General features: G+C 43.2%; 1 protein-coding gene. It reads left to right on the top strand.

Features of this window, described 5'->3' with window-relative positions:
• The coding region (locus AACL61_RS00945; protein ID WP_339110850.1) for an IS30 family transposase at positions 1 to 868 on the top strand (868 nt) is incomplete at both ends.

Raw genomic sequence — 868 nt, 5'->3', positions numbered from 1 at the left:
AAACATCTTACCACACGCGAATTAACTCTCATAGCTGATTTTTGGTATCAAGGTACTAAAGCTTATCGGGCCGCTAAATTACTTCAGCGTAGTCAAGAAACCATCTATCGTGTTTATCGTTTCCTCAATGACGGTAAAACCATCGACCAATATCTTCAGACTTATCAGCGTCATAAACGTCGTTGTGGTCGGAAGCAGACCCAACTGCCAACTATCGAGGTTAACTATATCCATGCACAAATCAAGGCTGGTTGGACTCCTGATACTATTATTGGTCGTCATGAACACCCGATTAGCTGCAGTATGCGCACCCTTTATCGCATGTTTGCCCGCAATCAGTATGGCTTTTCCGTTAAACAGCTACCAATGAAAGGAAAACGCCATCCCAATGGCTATGTGGAACGTCGTGGTAAAGCTGGCCAGTTAGGACGCAGTATCTATCAACGATATCGTGATTTTCCGCATTACCAACATGAATTTGGGCACTTTGAAGCTGATACAGTTCAAGGTAAAGCTCACCGCGGAGCGGTAATGACGCTAGTAGAGCGACAATCCAAAGTAATGATTGTCCTTAATATTCATCATAAAACAGACGAAGCAGTGAATTACCAGCTTGACCAATGGCTCGCTAAACTGCCACGTCACTTTGTTAAATCAATTACTTTTGATAATGGGAAAGAATTTGCTGGATGGCGAGAGATAGCCAATAAGTATGATCTTCATACCTATTTTGCGGAAGTCGGTGCTCCCAATCAACGAGGGTTAAACGAAAATAATAACGGCATCTTGCGTCGTGACGGTCTTAGCAAAAAGCTAGATTTTCGCCATTTACCAAACGAACTAGTCACTCAGCTAATGCACCGTCGCA

This window comes from Limosilactobacillus reuteri subsp. porcinus (genome assembly GCF_036621895.1).
GTDB lineage: Bacteria > Bacillota > Bacilli > Lactobacillales > Lactobacillaceae > Limosilactobacillus > Limosilactobacillus reuteri_J.
Note: the sequence above shows the minus strand (reverse complement) of the source record. Positions and strands in the feature narration are given on the sequence as shown.